Raw genomic sequence first — 26683 nt, 5'->3', positions numbered from 1 at the left:
AGGGCGCCCCGCACCGCTGTGACATAAATTGACCGGCGTGACGCACGGTCTCTCGTGGGTCCACTCGAACGGTGCTTGGACAGGCGATCCGCCTGACCAGGCACCGTTCGCATGTACGTCATATGTTCGATCCCTTGTGCTCCTTCCGTGATCCATATTCAGTCACACAAGGGGAGATTCTCGGCATGGTCGCGTAGTCAGTGGGCCAAATCCGTTCCCAGAACGGTCAGTTGTGGTGCTGAATGGGAAGTGCGGGGATACGCAACGGCGCACGCCCGGCACAGCCGGAGGGGCGTGACGTCAACAGGCGGCTGAGAGGGGTTTGTTCGTGCGTGCTTTCTCATACGGCTCTTCATCGACAGTGCTTGCGGTACCACCGGCGCTCTCTCTCCCGGTGATCGAGTCCGAGTTTCCCCGTCGACTGCACCCGTATTGGCCGAGGCTTCAGGAGAACACCAGGACCTGGCTCCTCGAAAAGCGTCTGATGCCCGCGGACAAGGTCGAGGAGTATGCGGACGGCTTGTGCTACACGGACCTCATGGCGGGCTACTACATAGGCGCCCCCGACGACGTCCTCCAGGCGATTGCGGACTACAGCGCATGGTTCTTCGTCTGGGACGACCGGCACGACCGCGATGTCGTCCACGGCCGGGCGAGCGCCTGGCGGAAGCTCAGGTTCCGGCTCCATGCGGCCCTCGACGCCCCCAGGGACCATCTGCACCACCAGGACCCACTGGTCGCGGGGTTCGCGGACAGCATGGTGCGGTTGTACTCGTTCCTCGGCGAGAACTGGAACAAACGGTTCGCACTCCACTTCCATGCGGTGATCGACGCGTACGACAGGGAATTCCGGAACCGGGCCTCCGGCACCATTCCCACGGTCGCGGAATACCTGGAACTCCGTCGGCTCACTTTCGCGCACCGGATCTGGACCGACCTTCTGGAACCGAGCGCCGGCCGCGAACTCCCCGCCGATGTGCGGCTGCATCCGGCATTCCAGCGGGCGGCACTGCTCAGTCAGGAATTCGCCGCCTGGTACAACGACCTCTGTTCGCTCCCCAAAGAAATAGCGGGCGACGAGGTCCACAATCTAGGAATCAGTCTCATTCATCATCAGGGGCTGACACTCGAAGAAGCCGTCACCGAAGTGAGGCGGCGGGTCGAGGAATGCGTGGAACAGTTCCTCGTCGCCGAGAAGGACGTTTCACGGCTCGCCGGATCACTCGCGGACGGTACGGTCCGGGGAAAAGAGACGAGCATCGCCGTCAGGGCGTGCCTCGGAAACATGCGGAACTGGTTCAGCTCCGTGTACTGGTTCCACCACGAGTCGGGCCGGTACATGGTCGACAGCTGGGACGACCGCTCCACACCCCCGTACGTCAACAATGAAGCGGCAGGTGAGAAATGACCGTCGATGCGGTACGACCCGAGGTGCCAGAGGTGCGGGAGCTGTCCGTCCCGCCCCTCGCCGGAGGCGGGCTGCCCGTCCTCGGGCACGGCTGGAAACTGGTCCGCGACCCGCTGGGCTTCCTCGCCCGGCTGCGTGACCACGGCGATGTCGTACGGCTCAGGATGGGACCCAAGACGGTGTACGCCGTCACCAGCCCCGCGCTCACCGGCGCACTGGCGCTCAGTCCCGACTACGAGATCGGCGGCCCCCTGTGGGAGTCGCTCGAAGGCCTGCTGGGCAAGCAGGGTGTAGCCACGGCCAACGGAGCGCTGCACCGGCGCCAGCGCCGGACCATCCAGCCCGCGTTCCGGGCCGACATCATCCCCGAGTACGGCCCGATCATGGAGGAGGAGTCGGAGGCGTTCGCGGAGCGCTGGGAGGGCGGCGCGGCGGTCGACTGCACCTCCGAGTCGTTCCGCGTCGCGGTCCGTGTCGCCGCCCGCTGTCTGCTGCGCGGCCAGTTCATGGACGAGCGCGCCGAGCGGCTGAGCCTCGCGCTCGCCACGGTGTTCCGGGGCATGTACCGCCGTATGGTCATACCCGCGGGACCGCTCTACCGGCTCCCGCTTCCCTCGATACGCGCATTCGACCGTGCATTGGCCGATTTGCACGCGCTCGTCGACGAGATCATCGACGAGCGGCGGGCATCTGGTCAAAAGCCGAACGATTTGCTGACGGCATTGCTGGAGGCGAAGAACGACGACGGCGACCCGATAGACGAACAGGAGATCCACGACCAAGTCGTCGCGATCCTCACTCCCGGCAGTGAAACCATCGCTTCCACGATCATGTGGTTGCTTCAAGTCTTGACGGAACATCCGGAACAGGCGGACAAAGTGGCCGCAGAGGTCCGGTCCGTCGCGGGAGACCGGCCCGTCGGATTCGGTGACGTCCGGAAGCTGTCGCACACGAACAATGTCGTCGTCGAGGCGATGCGTTTACGCCCGGCCGTATGGATATTGACGCGGCGCGCGGTGGCCGAAACCGAGCTGGGGGGCTATCGCATTCCGGCCGGTGCCGACATCGTCTACAGCCCGTACGCGATCCAGCGCGACCCCCGTTCGTACGAGGAGCATCTGGATTTCGATCCCGACCGCTGGCTTCCGGAACGCTCCAAGGACATCCCGAAGTATGCGATGCGCCCCTTCAGCGTGGGTAACCGCAAGTGCCCGAGCGACCACTTCTCGATGGCGCTGCTCTCCCTGATCACCGCCACCGTGGCGTCCCGGTGGCGCTTCGAGCCGGTGTCCGGGTCCAGCGACGCGACCCGTGTCGGCATCACCCTGCGGCCCCACGACCTGCGGCTGAGAGCCCGGCCGCGCTAGGGCCTGTCTGACAATTCCCGTCTGCCCGGCGACGCCATGCACGCTCCCCCAAGCTCTTCGAGCAGGGGGGACCCCCACTCGCCGCACCGGCCCCAGACCCGAGTACGTCCAGTACGCGGGTCTGGGGCCGGCACTCCCCCAGCCTTCGGCCGGGGGGACCCCCATGACGCCGCCGGGCCGCCCTTCGGGCGACGACGCGAATTGTCAGACAGGCCCTAGGGCTCTTTGCTCCCGCACCTCCATCGGCGCACGTCCGGGCCGCGCTCGGGCCCCCGGACGTGCGCCGCGGTTCTCACGCTTCCGGCACGACCACGGTGACCGTCCACTCCTGAAGGCCGTCGCAGGAGACCCGGGCCGGATCGCTCGGGCACAGCGGGCGGGACGAGGTCAGCCGGACCGTTCCCGCCGAGACCGCCCGGTAGGCGGCGGACGCGTCACCCGGCTGGAGGACGATCCCGCTGTTGGTGGCCTCCAGCCCGCTTCCGTCGCTCTTCACCGGAGCCCAGGGCCGGCTGGTGGTGCCGTCCAGGGAGACACGGATCGTCTCGCCGGGCGCCAGACAGTACGTGTGGCCGGTGTCGGCGGCGCCGAGCTCCGCCTCGGCCTTCGCGCAGTCCGGGTGGGACGGGGTCGGGGACGGAGTCGAGGTCGAGGACGGGGTCGGGGACGACGACACGGTGTCGCCGCCGCCCGCGTCGCCTCCGCTCTGTGTGCCGCAGCCCGCGAGGAGCAGGGCCAGGGTGGCGAGGGCGATGGTCCGGGTGTGAGTCGTTCGGCGCATGGGGTGGCCTCCTCGGGGGTTGGACGTGCCACCGGGCGATCAGGATCCGTCCCCGCGCACGACAGGGTCCCGGCCGCCTCGGTGGCCGGGACCCCGCGCGGTTCAGCCGGTCGTCAGGGCGGTGTCGTCCACGACGAAGCTGGTCTGGAGCGAGGAGTCCTCGACGCCGCTGAACTTCAGCGTGACGGTCGAGCCGGCGAAGGAGGACAGGTCGAAGCTCTTCTGGGCGTACCCGGAAGCCTTGTTCAGGTTGGAGTACGTCGCGAGCGTGGTGGAGCCCGCGGTGACGGTGAGCTTGTCGTAGGCCGAGGTGGTGCTGGTCTCGGCCGTGTCGACGTGCAGGTAGAAGGTGAGGGTGGCCTTGCAGCCGGACGGGACGGTCACCGACTGGGACAGCGTGTCGGTGTGGGTCGAGCCGTAGCCGTCGAGCCAGGCGTCGTACGAGCCGCCGTGCGTGGCCTCGCCGGTGTCATTGGTGATGACACCGCTCGTCTCGCTCCAGACGGTGGCGCCCGACTCGAAGCCCTGGTTGCCGAGCAGCTGCGCCGAGGTGCAGGTGCCGCCGCCCGAGGTGCTGACGGTCCACGTGAAGGACGCCGAGCCGGAGGCGCCCGTGCTGTCCTTCGCCGTGACGGTGACCGCGTAGGTGCCGGCAGTGCTCGCCGTGCCGGAGATCAGCCCGGTCGAGCTGCTGATCGACAGACCGGTCGGCAGCCCGGTCGCGCTGTACGTGAGGGTCGCGCCCGCGCTGTCGCTCGCCGAGATCTGCAGACTCGCCGAGCCGCCGGTGGCCGTGGACTGGCTGCCCGGGTTGGTCACGGCCACGGTGTTGCCGGTGCTGGTGCCCGAGGTGAAGGCGGCCGTGCCGTTGGGGGTGCCCCAGCCGGTCGGGCCGTCGTAGCCGGTGGCCGCGGTGCAGAAGTACGACGGGGAGCAGGAGCCGTTGTTGCCGCTCGTCACGTCGTACAGGTTCGAGGTGTGGGAGTAGGGATACTTCGCCGGGTAGTCGGCGGAACCCGGGGTGCCGGCCAGCGCGTACACGCCCGCGATGATCGGCGCGGAGGCGCTGGTGCCGCCGTAGACCGCCCAGCCGGAGCCGCCGTAGGTGTCGTAGACCGCCACACCGGTGGCGGGGTCGGCGACCGCGGAGACGTCGGACTCCATGCGCTTGCTGCAGCCGGTGTCGGTCTGCCAGGACGGCTTGGCGTCGTAGGCGGAGCAGCCGGAGCCGGTGCCCTCGCTGCTGCTGGTCTTCCACACCGACTCGGTCCAGCCGCGGGTGCTGGAGGAGGTGCTGAGCGCGGTGCCGCCGACGGCGGTCACGTACTGGGAGGTCGCCGGGTACTCGGCGCCGTAGGCCTCGTCGCCCGAGGAGACGGTGATCGCGACGCCCGGGTGCTTGAAGTACGAGGTGTCCTCGCTGGTCTGCGAGGAGGACTCGGAGCCGCCCCAGCTGTTGGAGACGAACTTGGCGCCCAGCGCGACCGCCTCGTTCTCCGCGGCGCCGAGGTCGGAGTCGTTCGCGGAGTTCGCCTCGACGAGGATGATGGTGCAGTTGGGGCAGACGGCGCTGACCATGTCGATGTCGAGCGCCTCCTCACCCGCCCAGCCGGTGTCGTTCGACGGCAGCGAGGTGGTCGAACCGGTCTGGCTGACCTGCTTGAAGCAGCCGTTGGCCTTGGTGCAGGCGGACAGGCCGAACTGCGAGCGGTAGGTGGCCAGGTCGGCGGCGGCGTTGGGGTCGTTGTAGGCGTCGACCACGGCGACGGTCATGCCGGAGCCGCCCGTCGAGGGCAGGTTGTAGGCGCTGTGCAGGTTGGCCGGGCTGAGGCCGGACACCGCGGCGGCGGCGTCGGGGGAGACCTGTGCCGCGAGCTTCTGCGCGATGTCGGTGCGGCGCTGGGCGAAGCACGACATCCGGCCGGGCTTCGACGGCTCGGCGCACAGGTGCTTCGTCGCGACCTTCTGGCCGGCCCTGCCGGTCGCGTGGACCGCCTGGCGGGCGGGGTCGGTGAGGGCCCCGGAGTTCTGGGTCGCCCGGGAGACGTGGGGGGTCGGCGCGGGCTGCGCGTCCGCGGGAGGGGCCGCGGCGAACCCGGCGAGGCCGAGTGCCAGGGCGGGGAGGGCGGTGGTGAGGAGTCTTCGCAGGCTCCGGGCGGGTCTGCCGGAGGGTATCGGGGGCTGGGAACGCATGGGGGTGTCGCCTCCATCGGTTCGAGGCCGGTGCCGCTCGGGCCCGGGTGGGGCCGTTCGCGGCGCCATGGCCGGAAGTGGGGTTCTCGGCGCTCTGAACCGGCAGGCCCGTGACGCGCGTAGCGCGAGCATGGAGAGGCACGTCATGGGCATGCCAATTCAGTCGTCCCGGGTGTGCCGAGGTGCGCGGCTCGACGGGACGGCCAGAACGTAACCGGGGGGAACGGCGCCCGAACAGGCGTGCCGGAAGAACTTTGCCGCTCCATGGACGGGGATTGGCCCGGCGATTGGAGGCACGGGGGCAGTACGTGACGAAAGCCGGGCCGCACAGGGCGGCCCGGCTCTCATCGGTGACGAACGGTCAGGTCGACCGGAACGGTCAGAAGTCCTCGTCGAAGTCGACGGTTCCCTCCACCGCGACCTGGTACGCGGACGGCCGGCGCTCGAAGAAGTTCGTCAGCTCCTGGACACCCTGGAGCTCCATGAAGGAGAACGGGTTCTCCGAGCCGTACACCGGCGCGAAGCCCAGCCGCTGAAGGCGCTGGTCCGCCACGCACTCCAGGTACTGCCGCATCGAGTCGGTGTTCATGCCCGGCAGGCCCTCGCCGCACAGGTCGCGCCCGAACTGCAGCTCGGCCTCGACGGCCTCGCGCAGCATGTCGGTCACCTGCTCCTGGAGCCGGTCGTCGAAGAGCTCCGGCTCCTCCTTGCGGACGGTGTCGACGACCTCGAACGCGAAGCTCATGTGCATCGTCTCGTCGCGGAACACCCAGTTGGTGCCGGTCGCCAGGCCGTGCAGCAGACCCCGGCTGCGGAACCAGTAGACGTACGCGAAGGCCCCGTAGAAGAAGAGTCCCTCGATGCACGCGGCGAAGCAGATCAGGTTCAGCAGGAAGCGGCGGCGGTCGGCCTTGCTCTCCAGCCGGTCCAGCTTCTCCACCGAGTCCATCCACTTGAAGCAGAACTGCGCCTTCTCACGGATGGAGGGGATGCTCTCGACGGCAGCGAAGGCCGCGGTGCGGTCCTCGGGGTCGGGCAGGTAGGTGTCCAGCAGCGTCAGATAGAACTGGACGTGCACGGCCTCCTCGAAGAGCTGCCGGCTCAGGTAGAGCCGCGCCTCGGGGGAGTTGATGTGCTTGTACAGCGTCAGCACGAGGTTGTTCGACACGATCGAGTCGCCCGTCGCGAAGAACGCGACCAGCCGGCCGATCATGTGCTGCTCACCCGGCGTCAGCTTCGCGAGGTCGGCCACGTCCGAGTGGAGGTCGACCTCCTCGACGGTCCAGGTGTTCTTGATCGCGTCCCGGTAGCGCTCGTAGAAGTCCGGGTAGCGCATGGGACGGAGAGTCAGTTCGAAGCCCGGGTCGAGGAGGTTCTTCTCGGACGCGGCCTTCTCGGTGGTGGTGTCGCTCATTACTGGCAGGCCTCGCAGGACTCGGGGTTTTCCAGAGAGCAGGCGACGGCGTCGGGGTCGGCGACCTGCTGGACGGGGATGGTCTTCTCGGGCTGCGCCTGTGCCTGGGCCGCGCGGGCGATGCGCGTCGCCGGGCGGGAGCGCAGGTAGTACGTCGTCTTCAGGCCCGACTTCCAGGCGTAGGAGTACATCGAGGAGAGCTTGCCGATGGTCGGCGTCTCCAGGAACAGGTTCAGCGACTGGGCCTGGTCCAGGAACGGGGTCCGGGCGGCGGCCATGTCGATCAGGCCGCGCTGCGGGATCTCCCACGCCGTGCGGTACAGGTCGCGGACGTCCTGCGGGACCCAGGTGAAGCCCTGCACCGAGCCGCTGGACTCGCGCAGCGCCTCACGGGTCTGCGCGTCCCACACGCCGAGCTTCTTCAGCTCGGCCACCAGGTAGGAGTTGACCTGGAGGAACTCGCCGGAGAGCGTCTCGCGCTTGAACAGGTTCGACACCTGCGGCTCGATGCACTCGTACACGCCCGCGATGGACGCGATGGTCGCGGTCGGCGCGATGGCCAGGAGCAGCGAGTTGCGCATGCCGACCTCGGCGATCCGCTGCCGCAGGGCCGCCCAGCGCTCCGGCCAGTTCAGCTCGACGTCGAAGTGGTCCGGGTGCAGGACGCCACGGGCGGTACGGGTCTTCTCCCAGGCCGGGAGCGGCCCGTTGCGCTCGGCGAGGTCCGCGGACGCCTCGTAGGAGGCGAGCATGATGCGCTCGGCGATCCGGGTGGACAGCGCGCGGGCCTCGGGCGAGTCGAAGGGCAGCCGCAGCTTGAAGAAGACGTCCTGGAGACCCATCGCGCCGAGGCCCACCGGACGCCACTTGGCGTTGGAGCGGCCCGCCTGCTCGGTCGGGTAGAAGTTGATGTCCACGACACGGTCGAGGAAGGTGACCGCGGTGCGCACGGTCTCGTCGAGCCGTTCCCAGTCGATGTCGTCACCGACCACGAACGCGCCCAGGTTGACCGAGCCCAGGTTGCAGACCGCCGTCTCCCCGTCGTCCGTCACCTCCAGGATCTCGGTGCACAGGTTCGAGGAGTGAACGGTGTGACCCGGCTCCGCCGTCTGGTTGGCCGTGCGGTTGGCGGCGTCCTTGAAGGTCATCCAGCCGTTGCCGGTCTGCGCGAGGGTGCGCATCATCCGGCCGTACAGGTCGCGGGCCGGGATGGTCTTCCTGGCGAGGCCCGCCTCCTCGGCCTTGCGGTACGCGGCGTCGAACTCGTCACCCCACAGGTCGACCAGCTCCGGCACGTCGGCGGGGGAGAACAGCGACCAGACGCCGTCCTCGTTCACCCGGCGCATGAACTCGTCCGGGATCCAGTGCGCGAGGTTCAGGTTGTGCGTACGCCGGGCGTCCTCACCGGTGTTGTCGCGCAGCTCCAGGAACTCCTCGATGTCGGAGTGCCAGGTCTCCAGGTACACCGCGGCCGCGCCCTTGCGCCGGCCGCCCTGGTTCACCGCGGCGACCGAGGCGTCGAGCGTCTTGAGGAACGGGACGATGCCGTTGGAGTGCCCGTTGGTGCCGCGGATCAGCGAACCGCGCGAACGGATACGGGAGTACGAGAGGCCGATGCCGCCCGCGTGCTTCGACAGGCGCGCCACCTGGTGGTAGCGGTCGTAGATGGAGTCCAGCTCGTCCAGCGGGGAGTCGAGGAGGTAGCAGGACGACATCTGCGGGTGCCGCGTACCGGAGTTGAAGAGCGTGGGGGAGGAGGGGAGATAGTCCAGGCGGCTCATGAGCCGGTAGAGCGCGGCGACTTCGTCCACCGAGCGGGCGGTGTCGTCCTCGGCGAGGCCGGAGGCCACCCGGAGCATGAAGTGCTGGGGCGTCTCGACGACCTTGCGGGTGATCGGGTGCCGGAGCAGATAGCGGCTGTGCAGCGTGCGCAGCCCGAAGTAGCCGAAGCGGTCGTCGCCCTCGGAGTCGATGAGCGCGTCGAGGCGGGCCGTGTGCAGCCGGACGAACGCGGCCGTGCGGTCGGCGATCAGGCCCTCGCGGTGGCCGACGACGACCGACTCGGAGAAGGTCGTGACGCCCTGGGAGGCGGCCTCCTCGGTGATGGTGATCGCCAGCAGACGGGCGGCCAGCCGGGAGTAGACGGGATCCTCGGAGATGAGACCCGCGGCCGCCTCGGTGGCCAGTTCGCGCAGCTCGGCCTCGTCGGCGCGGGCGGACCGGCCGCGCAGCGCCGCGGCGGCGACCCGGCCGGGGTCGGCGTCGGGGAGGTCGGCGGTGAGATCGGTCAGGGTCCGCAGCAGCGCGGTTCCGGGACCGTCGGTCTTCACCCGGGCCTGCTGCGCGGTCACTGAAGCCGGATCGGCTGGCGCGATGGTCACGTGGGGATCTCCCTCGCTCGGCACGGGGCCTTGCGGGCAGGAGCGGGGCACACGGGAGCGCTTCAGGGCAGCAGCGCACCGCGCGTCCACCAGCCCATTCCGCGAGGCCCGGACGTCGTCGGCACCCGGGCCGGACGGCCGGGGCGCGCTGTCGGCAGGTCCTCGGACTGACACGAGAGCGGGCCCGCACACACGCGAACACGCACAAGTACACCGTTGCGGGACAGTTCCGGATTCGCACCGGATTCCCCTGCGGCGACAGCGACCATGAGCATACATCTTGTGCCGGGCTTCGGGACTGCCCCCACATCTTGTGTCCGCTTGGTGCCGAAGAGCGCTACGGAGTGTGTCGGAGCGTCAACTCGTAAGTGAGCAGCCGGATGTCGTCGAGCTCCGGAAGCGGGTTCCGGTCGCGGTCGGGCGTACGGGTGAAGCCCACGCGCTCGTAGACGCGGTGGGCGCTGTGCAGGCTGCCCTGGGTGGACAGCACCACGCGCGTACAGCCGCCCTCCAGAGCCCGTGCCCGCCCGACACAGGCGCGCACGAGGGCTTCACCGGCACCCCGGCCGCGTGCCTCCCGTGCGACCGCGAGCATCCGGATCTCGGCCTCCCCGGCGCGCGCGAAGTCGGCCATGGGGCTGCCGTCCGTCACGAAGGTCACACTGCCGAGCACCCGCTCCCCGTCCACGGCGACCAGCACTTCGGAGACGGCCGCGCGCTCCGCGACGCCTCGCAGCTTTCCGAGGTACGGGTCGCTCTCCCCGAAGTCGAGCAGTCCGTCGCCGAGACAGGCCTCGGCCGTGATCTCGGCCACCGTGGGGTACTCCTCTGGCCGCGCGGGCCGGATGACGATGTCCATGCGGGTGAGTGTGCCCGACCGGCACGGCGACGGGCCGCCGGTTTTCACCGGCGGCCCGTCGTTCCCGGCCGTCGCCCGGACCTGCCCCGTGACCCCGCGGCCAGGACAGGTCTCCGGCTCTCCTAGTGGCTCGCGTCCGCCGTGGCCGGCGGGAGTTCCGTCTCGACGCCCGCGTCGCCCGCGTCGGCCGTGTAGTCCCCGGGCGAGGTCTCGTCCACGCCCTCCGGGGCCTTGAGCGCCCTGAGGGCGAAGGTGAGGACGACGGCCACGGCCACGTTCAGGACGAACGCCGTCAGGCCGATGTAGCCGATCTCCCCGATCCCGGGGATCTCCTTCGAGCTGCCGCCGAAGTGCTTCTGGGTCGGGGAGGCCACTCCGTAGGCGGCGATCGTGCCGTAGAGCATGCCGACCGCCCAGCCGCCCAGCAGCGCCCAGCGGTGGAACCAGCGGGTGAACAGCCCGCCGACCAGGGAGGGGAAGGTCTGCAGGATCCAGATGCCGCCCAGCAGCTGGAAGTTGATCGCGACGGTCTTGTCCATGGTCAGGACGAAGACCAGCGCGCCCACCTTCACCAGCAGCGAGACCAGCTTGGAGACCTTGGTCTCCTGCCGCGGGGTCGCGTCCGGGTTGATGAAGTCCTTGTAGATGTTGCGGGTGAAGAGATTCGCGGCCGCGATCGACATGATGGCCGCCGGGACGAGCGCGCCGATCCCGATGGCGGCGAAGGCGACGCCGGCGAACCAGTCGGGGAACATGTTCTCGAAGAGCTGGGGGATGGCGAGCTGGCCGTTGGTGACCTTGACGCCGGCCGCGATCGCCATGAACCCGAGCAGGGCGAGCAGGCCCAGCATCAGCGAGTACAGCGGCAGGATCGTCGTGTTGCGGCGGATCACCTCCCGGCTGCGGCCGGACAGTGTGGCCGTGACCGAGTGCGGATACATGAACAGCGCCAGCGCCGAGCCGAGCGCGAGGGTGGCGTACGTCCACTGGCCCGCCTCGGCGGGGACGAGCCCCCCGGCGCCCGCGGCCGTGTACTTGTCGCTCGCCGCCTTGAAGATCTCGTCGAAGCCGCCCAGCTTGATCGGGATGTAGATGACGGCCACCGCGATCACGATGTAGATCAGGGCGTCCTTCACGAACGCGATCAGAGCGGGGGCCCGCAGGCCCGAGGAGTAGGTGTACGCGGCCAGCACGCCGAAGGCGATGAGGAGCGGCAGGTCCTTGACGAACCAGTTGGCACTGTCGCCGCCGCCCACGCCCATCACGTCCAGGACGGCCTGGATGCCGACGAGCTGGAGCGCGATGTACGGCATGGTGGCCAGGATGCCGGTGACGGCCACGGCGAGGGACAGGCCCTTGGAGCCGAAGCGGCCGCGCACGAAGTCCGAGGTCGTGACATAGCCGTGCCGGTGGGAGACCGACCACAGGCGGGGCAGGAAGGTGAAGATCAGCGGATAGACCAGGATCGTGTACGGCACGGCGAAGAAGCCGGCCGCGCCCGCCGCGTAGATCGCCGCGGGCACCGCGACGAAGGTGTACGCCGTGTAGAGGTCGCCGCCGAGCAGGAACCAGGTCACCCAGGTGCCGAAGGACCGTCCGCCCAGGCCCCACTCGTCGAGGGTGTGCTCGTCGGCGGCTCTGCGCCAGCGCGCGGCCAGGAAGCCCAGGACCGTGACGGCCAGGAAGAAGAAGACGAAGACACCGAGGGCGACGCCGTTCACACCGTCCTTCATGCCTCCGCACCTTCCTTCGCCGAGGTGCGGGCCCGCTGGTCACGTCGCCAGAGCTGGTACGCGACCACCGTCAGCAGCGTGGAAAGGGGTACCCACAGCAGTTGGTACCAGTAGAAGAACGGGATGCCGATGAACGCCGGGTCGGTCTTCGTGTAGGAGCCGACCCACAGCATCGCCCCGAAGGGCGCGAGCAGACAGAGGGCGATCACCACACGTACCGGTGTCACCACTGGTGGTTTCACTTCGGGCAGGTCTGACATAGGGCGGCTCCGTCCCCTCATCGATCACCTGGGCAACGCGCAGGCAATCTAGGGGATGGTTCCGCTCTAGGGAACCCCTGCTCGGACGGCGGGTGTGGAGGGTTCGTGTCGGAGCGCACGGCGCCTTCGGCGGGCGCGGAACCCCTGGGGCCGGTACGGCGCCTGACGGTCCGTCCGGGCCCGCCGGGCCGGGCGGCGCAACGCGCGGGTACGGGAGCGTGCGCCCCGTACCCGCGGGTTACGCCATATGGCTCAGTCCTGCGGGCGCTTGAGGCGGGCGACGAACTTGTACCGGTCGCCCCGGTACACCGACCGCACCCATTCCACCGGCTCGCCCTGCCGGTCGATCGAGTGGCGGGAGAGCATCAGCATGGGCAGGCCCACGTCGGTGCCGAGCAGTCCGGCCTCGCGCGGGGTCGCCAGCGAGGTCTCGATGGTCTCCTCGGCCTCGGCGAGATGGACGTCGTACACCTCGGCCAGCGCGGTGTAGAGAGAGGTGTACTTGACCAGCGACCTGCGCAGGGCGGGGAAACGCTTGGCGGAGAGATGGGTGGTCTCGATGGCCATGGGCTCGCCGCTCGCGAGGCGCAGCCGCTCGATGCGCAGCACCCGGCCCCCGGCGGTGATGTCGAGCAGGCCGGCGAGGGCGTCGTCCGCGGTGATGTAGCCGATGTCCAGCAGCTGCGAGGTCGGTTCGAGGCCCTGGGCCCGCATGTCCTCGGTGTACGAGGTCAGTTGGAGCGCCTGGGAGACCTTCGGCTTGGCGACGAAGGTGCCCTTGCCCTGGATGCGTTCGAGACGCCCCTCGACGACCAGCTCCTGAAGGGCCTGCCGCACCGTGGTGCGCGAGGTGTCGAACTCGGCGGCGAGGGTCCGCTCCGGCGGCACCGGCGTACCGGGCGGCAGCGTCTCCGTCATGTCGAGCAGATGCTTCTTGAGACGGTAGTACTTGGGCACACGCGCGGTACGGATGGGCGCCCCACCCTCGTTCTCCGCACTGCTGACGTCGGTGCTCATGCTCTGCCTTCCCGGCTCCGGATGCCGAAGCGACCGCCATGTCGTCGGCCACGCCTCACATCGTGGCACGGCTTGTTGCGCACGTGTTCCCCGCACGCTCCGTGATCCCCTCTATATACCGTCGGCGTACCTGTTGGTCTAGTCCATCGCGCACAGACGGTGTCGTCGAACTCGGCGCGGGCGGACCGGGGATGGTTCCTTCGCAGGCCGCGAACGGGTCCGTAATTTGTGCCGCTTGGCTACTTAAAGGTTCTTGCATATGTAGGTCCCATAACGGCCGACTGGACGGGCTTACACACCCTTGACACCCCCCTAGGTCTAGGCCAAGCTCCCGGTACTGGTCTACACCATTGGTCCAGTCCCGGCCCCACGGGCGGTACACGGCGTATGTCACCGCGGGGAGCAGGGGGGTTTGTGGCATCCCTGAGGAGGGTGGCGTGAAGCGCAAGCTGATAGCCGCGATCGGTATCGCGGGCATGATGTTCTCCGTCGCGGCGTGCGGCAACGACGACAAGTCCGGGGGGTCGGACAAGGGCGCGGACGCCAAGGAGCTGACGGTCTGGCTCACGGTCGACGCGCAGAACAACTGGCCCGACCTGGTCAAGCAGGCCGACACGGCGATCGAGGCGAAGCACCCCGGCATCAAGATCAAGCACGAGTACTACGGCTGGCCGGACAAGAACACCAAGCTCGACGCGGTCCTCGCCACCGACAAGGCGCCGGACGTGGTCGAGATGGGCAACACCGAGATGCTCGGCTACATGGTCAAGGGCGCCTTCGCTCCCCTCGACGCCTCGAAGTTCGAGAACTCGGACGCCTGGCTGGACGGCCTCAAGGAGTCCGTGACCTACGACGGCAAGACCTACGGCGTGCCGTACTACGCCGGTGGCCGCGTCGGCAACTGGCGCAAGGACGTCGCCGCCTCGGCCGGCGTGAAGTCCACGCCGAAGACGTACGCGGAGCTCACCGCCGACCTGGACAAGATCCAGAAGAAGCAGGGCGCCAAGTTCAGCGCCTGGTACCAGCCCACCCGCGACTGGTACGCGGCCATGTCCTTCGTCTACGACGCCGGCGGCTCCATCGCGAAGGAGGAGGGCGGCACGTGGAAGGCCAACCTCTCCTCGCCCGAGTCGGTCAAGGGACTCAACGAGTTCAAGACCATCGTCGACAAGTACATGCACGGCGACAAGACCAAGGACGAGTCCGACCGTTACATCGTCTACGGCCAGGGCAAGTCCGGCATGATCTTCGGTGCCGCCTGGGAGGGCGCGACCGCCGAGGACCCCAAGAGCGACAAGACCGGCAAGCTCAAGGGCAACCTCGAGAACTTCGTGATGCCCGGCCCGTCCGGCAAGAACCTCCCGGTCTTCCTGGGCGGCTCCGACCTCGCCGTCCCGGTGAAGTCGAAGGCGCAGGCCGTCGCCGCCGAGTGGATCAACGCGTTCACCGGCGCCAAGGGCCAGAAGTACCTGATGGGCAAGGGCAACCTGCCCAACAACAAGACCGACCTGGTCAGCCTGCAGAGCGACCCGGCGACGGCCGTTCCGGCCACCGCTGCCGAGTCCAGCTGGTTCGTCCCGATGGCGCCGGGCTGGGGTCAGGTCGAGAAGGCCCAGGTCCTGCAGACCATGCTGCAGAACATCGGCACCGGCAAGAAGTCCGTCGCGGACGCCGCGAAGGAAGCGGACGCCGCGATCGACAAGGTCATCAACACCAAGTGACCTGAGAGCAGGGCCCCGTCGGTCCTCCGTCACGGAGGGGCGGGGCCCTGCCTCCCGTACGGCCCGGCCAGGGTCTCACCCCCTGACGCCCGGCCGTGCGGGCCTTCGCTTTCGTACGACCTGAGGGACCGCTGAGGAGCGCGCGATGAGTGCCGCAGACACGACCACCCCTGCCAAGGTGCCGCCGCCGCGGCAGGCACCACCACCGGCTGTCGCGAAGGCGCCACGCGCCAGGCGGACCTCGGGTGCGGCGGCGGCCCCCTGGGCCCTGCTCGCCCCGTGCCTGCTGATCCTCGCGCTCGTCCTCGGCTATCCGCTGGTGCGCCTGGTCACGCTCTCCTTCCAGAAGTTCGGGCAGTCCCAGCTCTGGGGCTTCCAGCCGGCCGAGTCGGTCGGCTTCGACAACTTCAAGGGCGTCCTCTCGGACAGCGAGTTCTGGGCGGTGGTCGTCCGGACCGTCCTGTTCGCCGGCGGGGCCGTCGTCTTCACCATGGTCATCGGCATGCTGATCGCGCTGCTCCTCCAGCGGGTGTCCGGCTGGGTGAAGACGCTGATCAACATCGTGCTGGTGGCGAGCTGGGGCATGCCCATCATCGTGGCCACCACCGTCTTCAAGTGGCTCTTCGACTCCGACTACGGCATCTTCAACGCGCTGCTCAGCAAGCTGCCCGGCGTCGACATGGTCGGCCACAACTGGTTCGCCAGCGGGACGCAGGGCCTGAGCGTGATCATGCTCCTGGTCGTCTGGGGCGCGGTGCCCTTCGTGGTCATCACGCTCAGCGCCGGACTCACCCAGGTCCCCGCCGAGCTGGAGGAGGCCGCACGGCTCGACGGCGCGGGTGCCTGGGGCGTCTTCCGCCATGTCACGCTGCCGATCCTCAAGCCGATCATCGTCATGCTGACGACCCTCTCCGTCATCTGGGACATGGGCGTCTTCCCGCAGGTCTTCGTCATGCGGGGCGGCCACCCGGAGGCGGAGTTCCAGTTGCTCACCACGTACTCGTACGACCGCGCCTTCGTCGTCAACGACTACGCGCAGGGATCGGCGATCGCGGTGCTGACCGTGCTGCTGCTCCTGGGCGTGGTCGCCGTGTACATGCGTCAGATGCTGCAGATCGGAGAGGTCGAATGAGTGCCGTCGCCACGTCCGGGCGTACGTCCGCCACGGGGCGGAAGTCCTCCCGGCCCCGCAAGTCCAAGCTCGGCTGGAACCTGCTCGGCCTGGTCGTCTTCCTCACCGCGGGCTTCCCCGTGTACTGGATGCTCAACACGGCGATCAAGCCGGCCAAGGACGCCATCGACCCCGATCCGAGCCTGCTCCCCACCGGGTTCACGCTCGACAACTTCCGCCGCGCGCTGGACATCGCCGACTTCTGGGGTCCGGTGGGCCGCAGCCTGATCGTCTCCGTCTCGGTGGTCGTGATCGGCGTCGTGGTCGGGATGCTGGCCGCGCTGGCCATCTCCCGCTTCGCCTTCCGCGGCCGCAAGATCGTGATCGTCGGCATCCTCGCGGTGCAGATGATCCCGCTCGTAGCCATGATCATCCCGGTCTTCCTGCTGCTGAACGACCTGCACCAGTACGACAAGCTCTCCGGTCTGATCCTCACGTACCTGACCTTCATCCTCCCTTTCACGGTGTGGACGCTGCGCGGCTTCATCGTCAACATCCCGAAGGAGCTGGAGGAGGCGGCGATGGTCGACGGATGCAGCCGCACGGGCGCCTTCATCCGCGTGGTCTTCCCGCTGCTGGCCCCCGGCATGGTCGCGACGTCCGTCTACGCCTTCATCCAGGCCTGGAACGAATACCTCTACGCCCTCATGCTGCTGAGCCAGCAGAACCAGACCGCCACGGTCTGGCTCGGCAACTTCACCACCAAGCACGGCACCGAGTACGCCCCGATGATGGCCGGATCCACCATGATGGCCGTGCCGATCGTCGTCCTGTTCCTCCTCGTCCAGCGCAAGATGGCCGCGGGTCTGACCGCGGGCGCCGTGAAGGGATAACGCCTCCCGATGACGACATTCGCCAGTGGTACAGACACCCTGACGCGCGACGCCCTCACCGTGCTCCAGCCCGGTTTCACCGGGACCACGGCTCCGGACTGGCTGCTGCGCCGTCTCGGTGAAGGTCTCGCCTCCGTCGGCCTGTTCGGCCGCAACATCGCCTCGCCCGATCAACTGGCCGCTCTGACCGCCCAGTTGCGTGTCGAACGTGACGACGTCCTGGTCGCCATCGACGAGGAGGGCGGTGACGTCACCCGCCTGGAGGTGCGCACCGGCTCGTCCTTCCCGGGCAACCACGCGCTGGGCGCCGTCGACGACGTGGCGCTCACCGAGGAGGTCGCCCTCGAACTCGGCCGCAGGCTGGCCGCGTGCGGGGTGAACCTCAACTGGGCGCCGTCCGCCGACGTGAACTCCAACCCGGCCAACCCGGTCATCGGCGTACGGTCCTTCGGCGCCGACACCGGCCTGGTGGCCCGGCACACGGCCGCCTACGTCAGGGGCCTCCAGGCCGCGGGCGTGGCCGCCTGCACCAAGCACTTCCCGGGCCACGGGGACACCGCGGTGGACTCCCACCACGCCCTGCCGCGCATCGACGCGGACCTGTCGGTCCTCCAGTCCCGCGAACTCGTCCCCTTCCGGGCCGCCATCGCCGCGGGCAGCCTTGCCGTGATGAGCGCGCACATCCTCGTCCCGGCGCTGGACCCGGACCGCCCGGCCACCCTCTCCCGCCGCATCCTCACGGGCCTGCTGCGCGAGGAGCTCGGCTACGAGGGCCTCATCGTCACCGACGGCATGGAGATGCAGGCCATCGCGGCGACGTACGGCATCGAGCGGGGCAGTGTGCTGGCCATCGCGGCCGGTGCGGACGCCATCTGCGTCGGCGGCGGACTGGCGGACGACGACACCGTGCGCCGGCTGCGAGACGCCCTGGTCTCCGCCGTCCGGTCCGGCGAGCTCCCCGAGGAACGCCTCGCGGACGCGGCGAACCGGGTGCGGGCGCTGGCCGAGTGGACGGCCGCGGCCGCCGACGCCCGGAAGACCTCCCCGGCCGCCTCCGGCCCGGTGGTCGGCTCTCCCAAGAATGGCTTGAACAGCTCGAACGGATCGAACAGCTCGGGCGGTACGGGTGGTGCGAGCGGTACGGGTGGCATGAACGGTGTCGGTGGTACGGATGTCACCGGTCGTGCGAACGGTACAGCGGGTACAGGCGGTACGGGCAGCCCGGACGGAACCGGCGGGTCGGACGGAGTGGGCGGCGGTACGGCCCGGACCGCCGATGTGGGCCTGGTCGCCGCCCGGCGCGCGCTGACCGTGACCCGCTCCGTGTCGTACACCCCGCTCACCGAGGCTCCCTACGTCGCCGCGCTCACCCCGGTCGCGAACATCGCCGTCGGCGACGAGACCCCCTGGGGCGTGGCGGCGGAACTGGCCCGGCTGCTTCCCGGCACCGAGACCGGCAGCTTCACCGGTGAGGACGCGGGCTCCTCGGCGCTCGCGGCCGCCGCCGGGCGGCCCCTCGTCGCGGTGGTCCGCGACGAACACCGTCACCCCTGGATGACGGCGGCCCTCGACACCCTGCTCGCCTCCCGCCCCGACACCGTCGTGGTCGAGATGGGCGTCCCCCAGTCGGCTCCCCGGGGCGCCCTGTACATCGCCACCCACGGCGCGGCACGGGTGTGCGGCCGGGCGGCGGCGGAGGTCATCGCGGGCGCGTAGCGCCCCGGCCCCAGGGCCTCCGGGCCCCGGCCCCAGGGCCTCCGGGCCCCGGCCCCAGGGTCTGGCCTCCGGTCCCAGGGTCTGGCCTCCGGGCCCCGGGCTTGGCTTCCGGGCCCCGGCCCCGGGCCCCCGGCCCCGGGCTTGGCTTCCGGGCCCCGACCCCGGGCCTGGCCTCAGTGTCGGCCCTCGGGCTTCCGGGCCCTGGCCCGGGGCCACCACGCACCGGTGCCGGGCACTCCCTCGGGAGTGCCCGGCACCGTTCTGTCTCCGCGGCGCGGCGCGCCGGGCCCGCCTCTAGATGCCCTGCCAGTCCGGCTTGGCGGCGAACGTCTGGCGGAAGTAGTCCCCGAGCTTCAGCTTGGACGCGGCGGCGTCGTCGACGACCACCGTCGCGTGCGGGTGCAGCTGAAGCGCCGACGCGGGGCAGACCGCCGCGACCGGCCCCTCGACCGTCGCCGCCACGGCGTCCGCCTTGCCCTCGCCGGTCGCGAGCAGCACCAGGTGCCGTGCCTCCAGGATCGTGCCGATGCCCTGGGTGATGACGTGGTGCGGCACCTGTTCGATGTCGCCGTCGAAGAACCGGGCGTTGTCCACCCGGGTCTGCTCGGTCAGCGTCTTGATGCGGGTCCGGGAGGCGAGCGAGGAGCACGGTTCGTTGAACCCGATGTGCCCGTCCGTCCCGATCCCCAGCAGCTGGAGGTCGACCCCGCCGGCCGCCGCCAGCGCCCTGTCGTACGCCTCGCACGCGGCCTGGACGTCCGCCGCCGTGCCGTCGGGCCCCATGAACGCGTCCATGCCGATGCCCAGCGGCTCCAGCACCTCGCGCCGCAGCACGGAGCGGTAGGACTCGGGGTGCTCGGCCGGCAGTCCCACGTACTCGTCGAGCTGTGCGATGCGCGTACCCGAGGTGTCCACGGCACCGGAACCCACTCGGGCCGCCAGCGCCGCGTAGATGGGCAGCGGCGTCGAGCCGGTGGCCACGCCGAGGAGCGCGTCGGGCTTGCGCCTGAGCAGTTCCGCCATGGCCTCGGCGATCAGCTCGCCGCCCGCCTTGGCGTCCGGGACGATGACAACTTCCACGCTGGGCCTGCCGATCTGGAGAGGGGACTCAGGAACGCATCCGAATCCGAAGGGGGACACATGTGGTATAGACCAATCTAGCAGAGCGTCACCCTTTCGTCGCCCCGTCGCGGGGCGCGTCGCGGGGTGAACCGCCGCCCCCACGGGGACCGCCCCGGCCCACTCCGCCCGTCCGGGGACTCCGCCCCTTCGGTGACGCCTCCCGTTCGCGAACCGAAGCGGGATAGTCTGACGGGCGCTCCTGGTGTTGGATGAGCGGACGACGACGAACACGACCGGAGCGCAAGGGCCGTGGACGCGGCCGCGGGTGCGGACGCATGGACGCGGAACCATGGTCTAGTCCACAATGCTCTGAGAAACTGAACAAGCCTCCGTCTTCCCCGCACAGGAAGACGGACCGAGGAACCGGCGCTCTCTGCCCTGACTGCACCGGCTCCTCTCTTCGGCCGACCGGGACCGCACACCCCACGGCCGTTGTTGCTCCGGGCTGCGGTGCCGGGAGGGTTGAGGGTCCCTCTCAGGCGCCGCGGCCCGCGGGTGTTCTCCGGGGCCGCACGGCGCTCCCGGAGCCCGGGGAGCGTGGCCGATTTCGGGACCTGTCGGATCCTCCGGGTACGCTCGCACACGTGCCCTCCATGAACGACCTCGTACGCCAGCACACAGCCCTCGACGACTCCGATCTCGAGTGGCTCCATCTGCTGGTCTCGGAGTGGCAGCTGCTCTCCGACCTCTCCTTCGCCGACCTCGTCCTGTGGGTCCCCACGCGCGACGGCACCCGCTACGTCTCGGTCGCCCAGATGCGCCCCAACACCGGGCCCACCTCGTACCAGGACGACATGGTCGGCCATCTGGTCCCGCGTGGCCGCCGCCCCCTGCTGGACGCCGCGCTCGACGAGGGCCGGATCGTGCGCGAGGGCGATCCCGAGTGGCGCGAGGAGGTGCCGGTCCGGGTCGAGTCCATTCCCGTACGACGTGAGGGCCGGGTCCTCGGTGTCATCGCGCGCAACACCAACCTGCTCACCGTGCGCACCCCGAGCCGCCTCGAACTGACGTATCTCCAGAGCGCCTCCGACCTCGCGCAGATGATCGCGGCGGGCACCTTCCCGTTCCCCGACCAGCAGGTCGACATGGACGCCTCGCCCAGGGTCGGCGACGGACTGATCCGCCTCGACGCGGACGGCATCGTCCAGTACGCCTCGCCGAACGCGCTCTCGGCGTACCACCGCATCGGCCTGGCCTCCGACCTGGTGGGTCACAACCTCGGCTCCACGACCGCCGAACTCGCCCCGTCCCGGGGTCCGGTGGACGAGGCGCTGTCGAAGGTGGCCAGCGGCTGGGCGCCCCGCGAGTTCGAGATCGAGAGCGCCGACGGGGTGATCCAGCTCCGGGCGATCCCGCTCAAGCCCAAGGGCACCCGCGTCGGTTCCCTGGTCCTGCTCCGCGATGTCACCGAACTGCGCCGCCGCGAGCGCGAATTGATCACCAAGGACGCCACCATCCGGGAGATCCACCACCGGGTGAAGAACAACCTCCAGACGGTGGCGGCCCTGCTGCGGCTCCAGGCCCGTCGCATCGAGTCGGACCGGGGCCGGGAAGCCCTGGAGGAGGCCGTGCGCCGGGTCGGCTCGATCGCGATCGTGCACGAGACGCTCTCCCAGAACCTGGACGAGCGCGTGGAGTTCGACGAGATCGCCGACCGGGTGCTCGCCATGGTCGCCGAGATCTCGCCGGGCAAGGTCACCGGCCGGCGCACCGGACGCTTCGGCATCTTGGACGCCGAGGTCGCGACCCCGCTCTCCATGGTCCTCACCGAGATTCTCCAGAACGCGCTGGAGCACGGCTTCCGCGAGGGCGACCGGGGCACCGTCGAGGTCTCCGCGGTGCGCGGCGGCACCTCCAAGGACGCCCGCCTGCTGGTCACCGTCCAGGACGACGGGGTCGGACTGCCCGAGGGCTTCGACCCGCACCGCTCGGGCAACCTCGGCCTGCAGATCGTACGGACGCTGGTGGAAGGTGAGTTGGGCGGCACCTTCGACATGGTGGCCGCTCCGGAGCGCGGCACCCAGGTGCTCCTGGACATCCCGGTGGTCGTACCGAAGTAGCGGGCCCGGACGAACAGCCGGACAAACACCCGCACAAGTGACCGACGGGCAGGGGCAGTCGATGCCCATGGATGCCCGTCACTCACTGTGACCGACGCCGGACGCGGGGAGCGCCGGGCACCGGACGCGAACAGCAATGAGCCCCGGACCACCAGGTGGTCCGGGGCTGAAAGCTCGTTGCATCAAGCGCATCGGGGTACTGCGCGCTGCGGCTCGGGGGCGGGAGTTGCGTACTCGCTGTACGCGCCGCCAAGCTCAGGCTCGTGCGGGGTGGAACGTCAGGCGGTGGCCTGACGAGCTCGGTTGCGGGCGGCACGGCGCTTCATTGCGCGGCGCTCGTCCTCGCTGAGGCCACCCCAGACGCCGGAGTCCTGGCCGGACTCGAGCGCCCACTGCAGGCACTGCTCCATGACGGGGCAGCGGCGGCAGACGGCCTTGGCTTCCTCGATCTGCAGCAGCGCAGGACCGGTGTTGCCGATGGGGAAGAAGAGCTCGGGGTCTTCCTCGCGGCAAACGGCGTTGTGACGCCAGTCCATGGCTGCTACCTCTCCTTGGTATTACATGCACGTTGCTTGTGAATGTGAACGCTTTCACGAATCCCTCAACAAGTGAAGGGCCGACAGCCAGACGGACTGGTGTGGTCCTTGATTTGAGGAGGGGTTCCGGTGCTCTGGGGGCCGATGGTGCGGGCCGTCCCGAGCGCCACGTAGAGACTCGCAAACCTCAGCGGCGGATACAACCCCTTCCGGAAAGTTTTTTTTGATTCCTCGGTGTCGGCTGAGTCACAGCCGTACTTCCATGGGGTGGACCGTGGTCTAAACGTTCGAGTGAAAGGAGTTTGGCCCCTTCCGCTCACACAATCACACGCAGTGCACGGCGTACGCCTGTGAACGTCACGCTCGTACGCAGTCCCAGATGGTCGCCGTCCATCTGAAGGGGGAGTGGCACCTTCGAATGCAAGGTGAAGTCCGCCAGGTCATGCAGAGTGACGGCGTGCTTGCCGTGGGGTCCACGCTCGGGGGACGAAGTGAGCAACTGGGTGGCATACCGGGCGACCGCGGGCGTCGACATGCGGCTGAGTGCCAGTACGTCGAGTCCGGTATCGAACGAGGCCTTAGGCGCCGCGTACACCGGACGATTGCCGAGAAACGTCCACGGCGAGGTGTTGCAGATGATGGACAGGACCAGATCGGTGACCGGGTCGGCGCCGGGGCGCTCCAGGGTGATCGTTCCGTGCCGGCGGTGAGGATCGTCCAGAAACTGACGCAGCACTTGGCGGAGATACAGCGCGTGCGTGGAGCGCCGGCCGAGCTCGCGCTGCTGTTCGACCCGGCCCACCACCCCGGCGTCGAAGCCGAGGCCGGCGCAGAAGGTGAACCAGCGGGAGGGGACGGACTCGTCCTCGGTGCCGGGCGTGCCCGCGGCCAGACCGAGGCCGACCGTGCGCTCGCGCTCCTCGCGCAGCGCGTCCAGCAGGGCGCCCGTCGCCTCCACGGCGTCGTTCGGCAGGCCCAGGGCGCGGGCGAAGACGTTGGTGGAGCCGCCGGGGACCACGGCGAGGCCGGGGAGGCGGGAGTCGGGGCCCCGGTGCAGCAGACCGTTCACGACCTCGTTGACCGTGCCGTCCCCGCCGAGGGCCACGACCATGTCTATGTCGTCGCTGTCCGCGGCCTGCCTGCCGAGGTCCCGGGCGTGTCCGCGGTACTCGGTCGTGACCACTTCCAGTTTCATCTCACTGGCCAATGCGTGGATCAGCACGTCACGCGTACGCGCACTTGTAGTGGTTGCCGCCGGATTGACCACGAGAAGTGCACGCATGCGATGCAGCGTACCTACTGGGTGGTACTCGTCCCAGACCGAGGTAGGGATCCAGTAAGAGTCCGCGGGTGCGGCAGGGGTGCGAAACCGGATCGCCGCACCGCCCGAGACGGTGCGGTTCCCGGCCCCGGGGCACTCGGGCGTCCGGGGTCGACGGCTACTCTTCGGGGGTGAGCCGTGAGCAGAATCCCACCCCCGACGCCCCCCGATCCGACCCCCGCCCCGGACGGCTGACCGCCGCCGCGGCGCTGGCCGCACTGGAGGGGGCCGCCCTCGTGGCGGGCGGCGTCTGCGTCCTCGTCCTCGGTCTCACCGGCGATCCCGACAACCGGCAGCAGGCTGTCACCGGCGGCGTCACGCTGATCGCGCTCGCGCTGCTGCCGCTGCTCGCCGCGCGCGGACTGCTGCTGCGCCGCGCCTGGAGCCGGGGCCCGGCCCTCGTCACCCAGATCCTGGCACTGCCCGTCGCCTACACCCTGCTCCAGGCCGACAGCGTCGCGATCCCCGCCGGTATCGCCCTCGGCGCCGTCGCCGTGGTGGCCCTGGTGCTGCTGGCGAACCCGGCGACGACACGGGCCCTCGGAATCCGAGGGCCCGGCGGCGACGCACACGACGAGACGTAGGCGGGGCTCACTCCTCGACGAGGAGCTTCTCCCGAAGCTGGGCCAGTGTGCGGGCCAGCAGTCGCGAGACGTGCATCTGCGAGATGCCGACCTCCTGCGCGATCTGCGACTGGGTCATGTTGCCGAAGAAGCGAAGGAGCAGGATCCGCTTCTCCCGCGGGGGCAGGTCCTCCAGCAGCGGCTTCAGCGACTCGCGGTACTCGACGCCCTCCAGCGCCTCGTCCTCGGCGCCCAGGGTGTCCGCGACCGCCGGGGACTCGTCGTCCGTGTCGGGGACGTCCAGGGACAGCGTGGAGTACGCGTTGGCGGACTCCAGGCCCTCCAGGACCTCCTCCTCCGAGATGGCCAGCTTCTCGGCCAGCTCGTGCACCGTCGGGGAACGCCCGTGCAGCTGGGAGAGCTCCGCGGTCGCCGTGGTCAGCGCGAGGCGCAGTTCCTGAAGACGGCGCGGGACGCGCACCGCCCAGCCCTTGTCGCGGAAGTGCCGCTTGATCTCGCCGACCACCGTCGGGGTCGCGTACGTCGAGAACTCGACACCGCGCTCCGGGTCGAACCGGTCGACCGACTTGATCAGCCCGATCGTCGCGACCTGGGTCAGGTCGTCCAGCGGCTCACCGCGGTTGCGGAAGCGGCGGGCCAGGTGCTCGACGAGCGGCAGATGCATGCGGACGAGCTGGTTGCGCAGCTCCGCGTACTCGGCGCTGCCGTCCTGGAGCTTGCGCAGCTCGATGAACATCGCCCGCGCCCCGCTGCGGTCGCGAGGGTCGTGCTGGATGTGCTGGGGACTCGGCCCGTGCTGGATCTGCCGGGCTTCGGTCTCGTGCTGGGCGTCCTGCACACCCTGCGCGCCCTGCTCAGGCTCTCGCTCGTGCTGCGCGCCCTGCACGTTCTGCTCCGCGTTTCGCTCGTGCTCGCTCATAGTCCCGCCCGTCACCATTTCCCGAGCTCGAGGCTCTTCCCCCGTGTCCTCGGCCGCGCTCGAACCGGGGGGACCTCCCCGGACGGGGAAGGCTCCCGGCTGCGCCGCCGCCGAGGAGACGCCGATCTCCGGATGCGGCCGGGCCTGCTCGGGGATGCCGTCGACGCCGTCCGCCGTGTGCCGCGGCCCGCCCGGACCGTCGGCGCGCCCCGCGGGAGGCTCCCGTGTGCCGCGCTCTTCGTCCCGCACCGGCCCGTCCCCGTTCCTCACGCCGGCCCGGGTCCCGCGCCGCGTTGTTTGTAGAGGCTGATCGAAACGGTCTTGTCCTCGGAGACGGTGGAGTCGACCTTGCCCGCGAGAGCCGACAGGACGGTCCACGCGAAGGTGTCACGTGACGGAGCGTGACCGTCGGTGGTCGGCGCCGAGACCGTGACCTCGAGTGAGTCGTCGATCAGCCGGAAGACACAACTGAGCACCGAGCCGGGGACGGCCTGCTGCAGCAGGATCGCGCAGGCCTCGTCCACGGCGATGCGCAGATCCTCGATCTCGTCGAGGGTGAAGTCCAAACGGGCCGCCAGCCCGGCCGTGGCCGTGCGCAGTACCGACAGGTAGGCACCCGCGGCCGGCAGCCGGACTTCCACGAAGTCCTTCGTCGCGGGCTCGCCTGCGATCTGGGACACCCTCACCTCCATGGTGGTACAAGCTCATTCGAGCTCTTTCGGGGGCCGAGGGTCGCCCCCCGGGGTAACGCGCTACGTCGTTCAGCGGTGACGCTACCGCGCTCCTGACTTTCCTGTCCTGGGGACCCCGTCCCTTGCTGTCACTCATAGTAAGCCTATGAGTACGGACAGTGGCTAGAGGTCTGCGGCCCCAAATAGGAAGAGCGGGCGCCGGGTTGACGTACCCAGACGTCAGACGGTCGAACCGTCCGGATCGGGAGTCACGCGCGTACGTGATCCACGGCTCAGACGAGGACGTGGTCCACGAAACACCAACGCCAGTTCTCTCCCTGCTCGAACGTGCGCATGATCGGATGTCCGGTGGTGTTGTGATGCTCAGAGGCGTGCCGCAGCGGTGAGGAGTCGCAACAGGCGAGATGCCCGCACTCCAGACACAGCCGAAGCTGCACCGGGTGGGTGCCGGCGGCCACGCACTCCAGGCAGGTCTCGCTCCCGGGGTCGGGTTCGGGCTGCGGCAGCGCTTCGGCGTGCGTGCACTGTTTCATGATTGCCAGGTTACGTCGGGCGTGCGGGACACCGCGCGGAAAAAGAGGGCGGGCGGAAGACG

General features: G+C 69.5%; 22 protein-coding genes and 1 riboswitch. Of the genes, 8 read left to right on the top strand and 14 right to left on the bottom strand.

The genetic code is table 11. The features are described from left to right. The first annotated feature begins 328 nt into the window (after positions 1 to 328). Positions 329 to 1408 (top strand): epi-isozizaene synthase, encoded by a 1080-nt coding sequence (cyc1, locus tag OG780_RS14925; protein ID WP_328448421.1) that lies wholly within the window; start codon positions 329 to 331, stop codon positions 1406 to 1408. Further along, positions 1405 to 2775, top strand: a complete 1371-nt coding sequence (locus OG780_RS14920) for a bifunctional albaflavenone monooxygenase/terpene synthase (RefSeq protein WP_328448419.1) — start codon at positions 1405 to 1407, stop codon at positions 2773 to 2775. The genes cyc1 and OG780_RS14920 overlap by 4 nt, the downstream gene beginning before the upstream one ends. Before the next feature lie 292 nt (positions 2776 to 3067). Here the strand turns inward: OG780_RS14920 and OG780_RS14915 are convergent, their stop codons facing one another. From OG780_RS14915 to OG780_RS14880, 8 genes are all read right to left on the bottom strand, one after another. After that, a complete protein-coding gene (locus tag OG780_RS14915; RefSeq protein ID WP_328448417.1) occupies positions 3068 to 3556 on the bottom strand; it encodes a hypothetical protein in 489 nt (162 codons plus the stop codon). A gap of 102 nt (positions 3557 to 3658) precedes the next feature. Next, positions 3659 to 5749: a putative Ig domain-containing protein gene (locus OG780_RS14910; protein WP_328448415.1), complete on the bottom strand. Its 2091-nt coding sequence runs from the start codon at positions 5747 to 5749 to the stop codon at positions 3659 to 3661. A gap of 379 nt (positions 5750 to 6128) precedes the next feature. Next, complete coding sequence (locus OG780_RS14905) at positions 6129 to 7163, bottom strand: ribonucleotide-diphosphate reductase subunit beta (RefSeq protein ID WP_328448413.1); 1035 nt, start codon at positions 7161 to 7163, stop codon at positions 6129 to 6131. Next, on the bottom strand, positions 7163 to 9544 hold the full coding sequence (locus tag OG780_RS14900) for a ribonucleoside-diphosphate reductase subunit alpha (protein WP_328448411.1): 2382 nt from the start codon (positions 9542 to 9544) through the stop codon (positions 7163 to 7165). Before OG780_RS14900 ends, OG780_RS14905 begins: the two co-directional genes overlap by 1 nt. A gap of 136 nt (positions 9545 to 9680) precedes the next feature. Continuing rightward, positions 9681 to 9829: riboswitch (cobalamin riboswitch) on the bottom strand. Positions 9830 to 9881: 52 nt separating this feature from the next. After that, positions 9882 to 10403, bottom strand: a complete 522-nt coding sequence (locus OG780_RS14895; protein WP_328448409.1) for a GNAT family N-acetyltransferase — start codon at positions 10401 to 10403, stop codon at positions 9882 to 9884. A gap of 122 nt (positions 10404 to 10525) precedes the next feature. Next, complete coding sequence (gene mctP / locus OG780_RS14890) at positions 10526 to 12136, bottom strand: monocarboxylate uptake permease MctP (RefSeq protein WP_328448407.1); 1611 nt, start codon at positions 12134 to 12136, stop codon at positions 10526 to 10528. Next, a complete protein-coding gene (locus OG780_RS14885; protein ID WP_328448405.1) occupies positions 12133 to 12396 on the bottom strand; it encodes a DUF3311 domain-containing protein in 264 nt (87 codons plus the stop codon). The genes mctP and OG780_RS14885 overlap by 4 nt, the downstream gene beginning before the upstream one ends. 252 nt (positions 12397 to 12648) lie before the next feature. After that, the gene (locus OG780_RS14880) at positions 12649 to 13413 is read right to left on the bottom strand and encodes a GntR family transcriptional regulator (RefSeq protein WP_326785595.1); all 765 of its coding nucleotides are present in this window, start codon (positions 13411 to 13413) and stop codon (positions 12649 to 12651) included. Positions 13414 to 13850: 437 nt separating this feature from the next. On the opposite strand from OG780_RS14880, the gene OG780_RS14875 reads away from it, so the two are divergent. The 4 genes from OG780_RS14875 to OG780_RS14860 all read left to right on the top strand — a co-directional run bounded on the left by OG780_RS14875 (position 13851) and on the right by OG780_RS14860 (position 18854). Next, the gene (locus tag OG780_RS14875) at positions 13851 to 15134 is read left to right on the top strand and encodes an extracellular solute-binding protein (protein WP_328448402.1); all 1284 of its coding nucleotides are present in this window, start codon (positions 13851 to 13853) and stop codon (positions 15132 to 15134) included. Between the two features lie 145 nt (positions 15135 to 15279). Next, the gene (locus tag OG780_RS14870; protein WP_328448400.1) at positions 15280 to 16266 is read left to right on the top strand and encodes a carbohydrate ABC transporter permease; all 987 of its coding nucleotides are present in this window, start codon (positions 15280 to 15282) and stop codon (positions 16264 to 16266) included. Next, positions 16263 to 17138, top strand: a complete 876-nt coding sequence (locus OG780_RS14865) for a carbohydrate ABC transporter permease (RefSeq protein ID WP_328448398.1) — start codon at positions 16263 to 16265, stop codon at positions 17136 to 17138. Before OG780_RS14870 ends, OG780_RS14865 begins: the two co-directional genes overlap by 4 nt. Positions 17139 to 17147: 9 nt before the next feature. Next, on the top strand, positions 17148 to 18854 hold the full coding sequence (locus OG780_RS14860; protein WP_328448396.1) for a glycoside hydrolase family 3 protein: 1707 nt from the start codon (positions 17148 to 17150) through the stop codon (positions 18852 to 18854). Between the two features lie 294 nt (positions 18855 to 19148). Here the strand turns inward: OG780_RS14860 and nagB are convergent, their stop codons facing one another. Continuing rightward, positions 19149 to 19934 (bottom strand): glucosamine-6-phosphate deaminase, encoded by a 786-nt coding sequence (gene nagB, locus OG780_RS14855; RefSeq protein WP_328448394.1) that lies wholly within the window; start codon positions 19932 to 19934, stop codon positions 19149 to 19151. A 635-nt stretch (positions 19935 to 20569) separates the two neighbouring features. On the opposite strand from nagB, the gene OG780_RS14850 reads away from it, so the two are divergent. Then, entirely contained in the window at positions 20570 to 22036 is a 1467-nt protein-coding gene (locus OG780_RS14850) for a PAS domain-containing sensor histidine kinase (RefSeq protein WP_326790802.1), read from the top strand. Positions 22037 to 22314: 278 nt separating this feature from the next. On the opposite strand, the gene OG780_RS14845 is transcribed toward OG780_RS14850, so the two are convergent. After that, positions 22315 to 22572 (bottom strand): WhiB family transcriptional regulator, encoded by a 258-nt coding sequence (locus OG780_RS14845; RefSeq protein ID WP_006380970.1) that lies wholly within the window; start codon positions 22570 to 22572, stop codon positions 22315 to 22317. A gap of 316 nt (positions 22573 to 22888) precedes the next feature. Continuing rightward, on the bottom strand, positions 22889 to 23854 hold the full coding sequence (locus OG780_RS14840) for a diacylglycerol/lipid kinase family protein (RefSeq protein WP_328448392.1): 966 nt from the start codon (positions 23852 to 23854) through the stop codon (positions 22889 to 22891). Between the two features lie 170 nt (positions 23855 to 24024). Between OG780_RS14840 and OG780_RS14835 the strand changes: the two genes are divergently transcribed. Continuing rightward, positions 24025 to 24477 (top strand): hypothetical protein, encoded by a 453-nt coding sequence (locus OG780_RS14835; protein ID WP_328448390.1) that lies wholly within the window; start codon positions 24025 to 24027, stop codon positions 24475 to 24477. Between the two features lie 7 nt (positions 24478 to 24484). Here OG780_RS14835 and OG780_RS14830 read toward each other — a convergent pair whose 3' ends face one another. From OG780_RS14830 to OG780_RS14820, 3 genes are all read right to left on the bottom strand, one after another. After that, complete coding sequence (locus tag OG780_RS14830; RefSeq protein WP_328448388.1) at positions 24485 to 25666, bottom strand: SigB/SigF/SigG family RNA polymerase sigma factor; 1182 nt, start codon at positions 25664 to 25666, stop codon at positions 24485 to 24487. Next, positions 25663 to 26076: an anti-sigma regulatory factor gene (locus OG780_RS14825; RefSeq protein WP_328448386.1), complete on the bottom strand. Its 414-nt coding sequence runs from the start codon at positions 26074 to 26076 to the stop codon at positions 25663 to 25665. Before OG780_RS14825 ends, OG780_RS14830 begins: the two co-directional genes overlap by 4 nt. Positions 26077 to 26360: 284 nt before the next feature. Continuing rightward, positions 26361 to 26621, bottom strand: a complete 261-nt coding sequence (locus OG780_RS14820) for a UBP-type zinc finger domain-containing protein (protein WP_328448384.1) — start codon at positions 26619 to 26621, stop codon at positions 26361 to 26363. Positions 26622 to 26683 lie beyond the last annotated feature (62 nt).

The organism is Streptomyces sp. NBC_00386 (assembly GCF_036063235.1).
In the GTDB taxonomy this organism is placed as follows: domain Bacteria; phylum Actinomycetota; class Actinomycetes; order Streptomycetales; family Streptomycetaceae; genus Streptomyces.
This window is presented reverse-complemented; position numbering and strand designations above follow the sequence as displayed.